Below are 6,669 nucleotides of genomic sequence, written 5' to 3' on the forward strand. Positions count from 1 at the left end.
ATTTCATGGACCACTTTGATTGGAAACAACTTTTTAACCCTGAGTTTTACATTTTACTGGAAGTTGGAGGCATCAAAATAGGCCTTTATGTGGTATTGTTTATCGTGTTTGCCGAAACGGGACTACTTGCGGGCTTCTTCCTGCCAGGTGATAGTTTACTATTCCTTTGTGGGATTTATAGCGAACTCTTAATGCGGGATTTTTCAACCGGAAGTGATTTTATTAATGTAACCTTGCTCGCTTTTATGGTAGCGGTGATGGGAATCATTGGTAATATGTTTGGCTATTGGTTTGGGAAAAAAAGCGGCAGCTACTTGTACAAACGGGAGGACAGTTTGTTTTTTAAGAAAAAGTATTTGTACCAATCGAAAGAATTTTTTGATAAATACGGAAGTCGTGCGGTCGTATTTGCACGTTTTTTACCCATTGTACGCACCTTTGCCCCAGTGATTGCGGGTATTGTAGAAATGGACCGTAAAAAATTTATGTTTTACAATATTCTTGGGTCCGTCCTCTGGTCAGTAACAATGATCTTTGCGGGACACTATTTATACGAGTTGTTTAAAATACAGTTCAATATTGATTTAAAACATTATATAGAATACATCGTCATCGGAATCGTATTGGTTACTACAGTTCCTGTTATTATGAAGTTTGTTCGAAAACGAAAATAGGCTCAAGAAATATTTCAATAAAAAATCCGACTGCCATTACAACAGTCGGATTTTTTTATGCTAATGTATTTTATCTTACATCATGCCGGGCATACCGCCGCCCATCGGCATTGCCGGAGCTGATTCTTCTTTGATGTCCACCAAAGCACATTCCGTGGTTAAAATCATGCCCGCAACCGAAGCCGCATTTTCCAAAGCAACACGCGTCACTTTTTTCGGATCGATGATACCTGCTTTTAACATGTCTACGTATTCATCGGTTTTGGCATTGTATCCAAAATCTCCTTTACCATCGGCTACTTTTGCTACCACTACTGAACCTTCTAAACCAGCGTTCTCAACAATGGTGCGTAAAGGCGATTCTATAGCACGAGAAACAATTTGTACTCCTGTAGCTTCATCCGCATTTTCAGCTTTTAAATCAGCTAAGGCCGCTTTGGCACGCAATAAAGCAACACCTCCACCAGCAACAATTCCTTCTTCCACCGCCGCACGAGTCGCATGCAAAGCATCGTCAACACGGTCTTTTTTCTCTTTCATTTCAACTTCGGAGGCAGCACCAACATACAATACCGCAACCCCACCGGCTAATTTAGCCAAACGTTCTTGCAGTTTTTCACGGTCATAATCGGAGGTCGTGGTTTCAATTTGCGCTTTGATTTGATTTACACGATTTTTAATCATGTCGGCATTACCCGCTCCATTGACAATCGTAGTATTGTCTTTATCGATGGTAACTTTTTCAGCCGTTCCTAACATTTCTAACGTAGCATTTTCAAGTGTAAAGCCACTTTCTTCAGCAACAACAGTCCCTCCGGTTAAAATAGCAATATCTTCCAACATCGCTTTTCTACGGTCACCGAAACCAGGCGCTTTTACAGCAGCGATTTTCAACGCACCGCGTAATTTGTTGACCACCAACGTCGACAATGCTTCTCCATCTACATCTTCAGCAATTATCAACAACGGTTTGCCCGATTGTGCCACAGGCTCAAGGATAGGCAATAATTCTTTTAAAGAAGAAACTTTTTTGTCGTACAATAAAATGTAAGGACGATCTAAGTCCACTTCCATTTTTTCGGCATTCGTCACAAAATAAGGGGACAAATACCCACGATCAAACTGCATTCCTTCTACGACATCCACATAAGTGTCGGTTCCTTTGGCTTCCTCAACCGTGATGACGCCTTCTTTACCAACTTTTGAGAAAGCTGTGGCAATTAAATCCCCAATCACTTCGTCGTTGTTGGCCGAAATCGAAGCCACTTGTTTGATTTTCTCCGAAGAGCTTCCCACTTCTTGGGATTGTTTTCCAAGATTGGCTACAATGGTTTCAACCGCTTTATCAATTCCGCGTTTTAAATCCATTGGATTTGCCCCCGCGGCTACGTTTTTTAACCCTTCTTTTACAATGGCTTGCGCTAAAACGGTCGCTGTAGTCGTTCCGTCACCCGCTAAGTCATTGGTTTTAGAAGCCACTTCTTTCACCATTTGGGCGCCCATATTTTCGAGGGCATCTTTCAATTCTACTTCTTTAGCAACCGAAACTCCATCTTTCGTTACAGTAGGGCCACCAAAGGATTTTGAAATGATTACGTTGCGGCCTTTCGGGCCCAAGGTTACTTTTACAGCATTGGCCAAAGCGTCTACTCCACGTTTTAAACCGTCGCGTGCTTCAATGTCAAATTTGATATCTTTTGCCATAGTTTTACTTTTTTACTTTTTTGATTTTGTTAATCCTGTTTTTTAAATAATGGCTAGGATGTCATCCTCGCGCATGATTAAATAATCTTTACCGTCGTATTTTAGTTCGGTTCCAGCGTATTTTCCATACAATACAGTATCGCCCACTTTGACAGTCATCGTATGGTCTTTTTTACCGTTACCTACTGCAACGACAGTGCCTCGTTGTGGTTTTTCTTTTGCAGTGTCTGGAATGATAATTCCTGCTGCGGTGGTTGTTTCTGCGGCCGCAGGCTCAACCAAAACTCGATCAGATAAAGGTTTGATGTTTAAAGCCATAATGAATTATTTTTAGTTTGTTATTATTTGTTTGCCTCGTTTATTTCAGAAATTGTGCCAAGGGGTAAAAACTGCCAATTTTTCAGTCTTTCTGTCAGCGAATTTTATGTCAAAAAAAAAGTCCCGAACAGGGACTCTTTACGTTATTTTTTTTCTGGAGTTGCAGGGGTTTCTGCTGGTTTTGAGTTCGCATCGCCCGGTTTCGCTTCCTTGGCATCCTCTGGAGCCGGAGCTGCTGATTGACTCGCATCGATGATTTTGTCATTACTGCCACCAGAGCCAGGAAAGCTCATGCTAGACAATAAAACCAACACAATCAACGCTGCACCCAATACCCAAGTACTCTTATCTAAGAAATCGGTTGTTTTTTGGACACCACCTAGTTGTTGTGTTCCGCCTAAGGCAGAAGATAAGCCTCCTCCTTTAGGGTTTTGAACCATAACTACGATGATTAATAGAAAACAAACAATCGTAATTAGTACCAAAAAGATTGTAAATGTGCTCATTGTTTAGGGATTATTTTGTTGTAATTTTTTTATTTCTTCAATTCGGTCTGCAAAGAAACTACTTTTTTCTGGATATTTCAAAATTAAAATTTCATAGGCTTGAATTGCCCTTGGGTACTTTTTCTGTTCTAAATACACCTTTGCTAAGGTTTCTGTCATTAAATAACTTTTATCGGGCGTTTCCATGGCTACTGCAGCAGGAGTGCTGTCTTTTGAAATCGCAGGTATTTTCGGATTAGTCTCTATAAATTTATCGATTAGTTCCAGTTTTTTCACTCGGGCATCAGTATTGGGAGCGGATTCAGTTGCCGCAGGAATTTCTTTTCGTTCAATAGGTTTAAAACGCGAAAGTTGAAGCCATTCTTGAAAACTATGCTTTTCTTCGGTATTAAATGGCAAAGGTTTTCCGATTTCCAATGAAACTGTGGTATGAGACTCATTCACCTTTGCAACTTCCCCCGATTTTTCAATGGTAGCTAAAAGGGATTGTTGTAATGGATCTACAAAAGGTTGTATGACGACTACTTCAGAGTCAATGACCTCCATATTCAATAATTCAGCGATCTTGCGATCATACAACGTATTGTCAATAGTAGTAAACTGCGTTGTCGTAATAAAGTCAAAAAGTACACTACGGTCATGGGTGTAGGCCGCGGTTTTTTTTAACGCATCATTGTAATGATAACTGTCGAGATTGTACAAATGCTTCAATTGCAAAACACGCGGACTTTGAAAATAAGGGTATTTTTCAAGAATCGGTTCCAATTCTCGAAATTGCCGATCGTTGATGGCATAAGGTTTATTGAGTAGATAGATGTAATCAGTGCTATTCATACCTACCACTTTGCCAACGATTCATTAATAATGTCTTGCGTAATACGATTAAAGATGAAATCGACAACTTCCGTGAGTTTGCTTCCCGTCAATTGCGCATTTCCTTCATAATCTTGAAAAAAGGAAAAACGTTTTTCAAAATTTTCCTCTACTTTATTGGCGTTGGTAAATTTTACTAATACCGTAATGGTCAATCGGTTTTGTGCCGCTGTAAAATTAGCGGTCGACGTCATTGGAGAAACGCGATAATCTACGATTTCACCTTCATACACCAAGTCGCCATTGGATGAAGTTAAACTTAATCGCGTTTGATTTTGAATGGCCTCCTGTAATTTGTTGGTGAAAATTCGTTCGATTCCAGGTTCGACAAGCGGTGCTGTATTTTGAAAATATTTTACTTGTACGGTTTTGGCGTCGGTTTGAATCCCCGTAAAACTATATCCTCCACAACCGTTGAGGAATACGAGTAAAGCCAATAAAGAAATCCACCGTAATGCTTTCATGAATCAAAGATAAGACCGCTAAAATAAAGCAATATTTCGAATTGAAGAAGATTAATTCCCGTAATAATATTCTTGGTAGGAAGCAATTGTCCCCGGAGTATCATTCACATATTCTTCTGAAGTAAATTGTAACGAGCGTTCCCCAGGAATCACACCATAGCTGAACCGCAGCGCTGCGGGAGCCCCGTGATGACATTCTTCAGGCACATATTCCGAAGTGAATGCATGTGCTAAAAATTCGGGTTCCGTAAAACTTTTTACCAAGGCCAAAGCGGCAGTGTATCGACCCAATTCCGTGCGGTAGGTCATCATGGTGTTGTAACTATAATTCCGACTCATATTGGACGTCATAGAAGTACGCGTGTATGAAGTCAAATTCCCATTTTGATAGGTCATCAAATAGCCTGTAGATTCTGTGCCAACCATTTCAACAATTTGAGTAGCTTTCCGGTCTGCATTAAATGTCACCGTACGAACTGTTCCATTGTGCGAGTAGGTGTACGTATTTGTGGCTGAATTGTGAACCACAGCATTTCCGTTGATACTAGCCACTATGCCGTTATTGTTGTATGTAAAGGTGAAACTGCTGGTTTCAGTACCATTGGTGAAAAGTCCAACGCGTGTGATTTGATTCAAATTGTTGTAGGTATAACGCTCAACCAATTGATTCTGGGCGTTGGTAGCTTCAGTTAATTGACCCGAGGTATTGAATTTCCAATGCAATTCTTGAGGTGAATTTCTGAAAAGGACAACTTCTCGAAGTGCCGTGGTATTGGTAGCGTCATTACTATCATTGGAACAGGAAAAAAAACTTACGGTAAGTACTGCTAGAACGAGTAGTTTATTCATGGTAGGTTAAATTGGGCTTCAAATGTAAATGTATTTCTGGTCAAGCCACTATTTATAGGTCAAACTGCTTGATTTTTCGATAAAGTGTGCGTTCTGAGATGCCTAGCTCATCGGCAGCTGCCTTTCGACGGCCTTTGTTTCGTTCTAATGCCTTTTTGATTAACTCGATCTCTTTTTGCTCCAAACGCAATACTTCCTCTTCTTCTACGGTTTCGGCAAAAAGATAGTTGTGTTCAGCATCATCATCGTGAAATTCCTCTTGATGGTTTTCTACGGTAGGCTGGTACACCGCAACAGAAGTCTCTGGAGTAAAAGGTGTGCTTTCCTCGGCTTTGCCATAAATTTTTTGAATTAAACTCGGATTGATATCCTGAACGTTTTTGCCGTTTTTCATCAATTCTAAAGTGAGTTTTTTTAAATCATTCAAATCACTTTTCATGTCAAATAAAACTTTATACAGTATATCGCGCTCCGTGGCAAAATCACTCTCCGATTTGCTTTGCGAAACCACACTAGGCAAATTGCGTTGGTCCATCGGGATGTATCCTGCCAAAGTGGTTGCACTGATATCCCGTTTGGTTTCAAGTACCGAGATTTGTTCGGCGACATTGCGCAATTGACGAATGTTTCCTGCCCAACGATAATTCACCAAATACCCTACGGCGTTATCTTCCAACTTGATGGGGGGCATTTTGTATTTGTGCGCAAAGTCTGAAGCAAATTTTCGAAACAACAAATGAATGTCCTCACGGCGTTCACGTAGGGGAGGTAATCCTATTTCTACTGTACTTAAACGATAGTACAAGTCTTCTCTAAATTTTCCTTTTTCAATGGCTTCATGCATATTCACATTAGTGGCCGCAACAATGCGCACATTGGTTTTTTGAACTTTGGACGAACCCACTTTGATGAATTCGCCATTTTCCAGAACGCGTAATAGACGAACTTGCGTTGTTAAAGGTAATTCGCCTACTTCATCCAAAAAAATGGTGCCGCCATCGGCTACTTCAAAATAGCCTTCGCGCGTTTGTGTAGCCCCAGTAAACGACCCTTTTTCGTGACCAAAAAGTTCACTATCAATGGTGCCTTCAGGAATGGCCCCGCAGTTGACCGCAATGTATTTACCGTGTTTACGATGCGAAAGGGAATGAATAATCTTCGGAATTCTTTCTTTTCCTACACCACTTTCTCCTACCGCCAACACCGAAATATCGGTGGGTGCCACTTGAATTGCTTTTTCTATGGCGCGGTTCAATTTGGCGTCATTTCCGATAATTTCAA

8 protein-coding genes are annotated in these 6,669 nt (G+C 40.6%); 1 reads left to right on the top strand and 7 read right to left on the bottom strand.

Translation table 11 applies throughout. The features are described 5' to 3' along the window. Positions 1-5: 5 nt before the first annotated feature. Entirely contained in the window at positions 6-674 is a 669-nt protein-coding gene (locus Q0037_RS02215; RefSeq protein ID WP_297514800.1) for a VTT domain-containing protein, read from the top strand. Between the two features lie 75 nt (positions 675-749). Here the strand turns inward: Q0037_RS02215 and groL are convergent, their stop codons facing one another. The 7 genes from groL to Q0037_RS02250 form a co-directional block, all read right to left on the bottom strand. Beyond that, entirely contained in the window at positions 750-2,378 is a 1,629-nt protein-coding gene (gene groL, locus Q0037_RS02220) for a chaperonin GroEL (RefSeq protein WP_297514803.1), read from the bottom strand. Positions 2,379-2,420: 42 nt separating this feature from the next. Beyond that, positions 2,421-2,696, bottom strand: a complete 276-nt coding sequence (groES, locus tag Q0037_RS02225) for a co-chaperone GroES (protein ID WP_073363128.1) — start codon at positions 2,694-2,696, stop codon at positions 2,421-2,423. 143 nt (positions 2,697-2,839) lie between these two features. After that, on the bottom strand, positions 2,840-3,202 hold the full coding sequence (gene secG / locus Q0037_RS02230; RefSeq protein ID WP_297514808.1) for a preprotein translocase subunit SecG: 363 nt from the start codon (positions 3,200-3,202) through the stop codon (positions 2,840-2,842). 3 nt (positions 3,203-3,205) lie between these two features. Continuing rightward, positions 3,206-4,036 (bottom strand): hypothetical protein, encoded by an 831-nt coding sequence (locus Q0037_RS02235; RefSeq protein WP_297514811.1) that lies wholly within the window; start codon positions 4,034-4,036, stop codon positions 3,206-3,208. A 2-nt stretch (positions 4,037-4,038) separates the two neighbouring features. Next, positions 4,039-4,539, bottom strand: coding sequence for an LptE family protein (locus Q0037_RS02240; RefSeq protein WP_297514814.1), 501 nt, complete (start codon positions 4,537-4,539; stop codon positions 4,039-4,041). Positions 4,540-4,590: 51 nt separating this feature from the next. After that, positions 4,591-5,388, bottom strand: coding sequence for a hypothetical protein (locus Q0037_RS02245; RefSeq protein WP_297514816.1), 798 nt, complete (start codon positions 5,386-5,388; stop codon positions 4,591-4,593). A 52-nt stretch (positions 5,389-5,440) separates the two neighbouring features. Beyond that, positions 5,441-6,669 (bottom strand): sigma-54-dependent Fis family transcriptional regulator (locus Q0037_RS02250; protein ID WP_297514819.1); only part of this gene is annotated, 1,229 nt, incomplete at its 5' end.

The sequence above is a fragment of the Flavobacterium sp. genome (genome assembly GCF_027482425.1).
Classification (GTDB): domain Bacteria; phylum Bacteroidota; class Bacteroidia; order Flavobacteriales; family Flavobacteriaceae; genus Flavobacterium.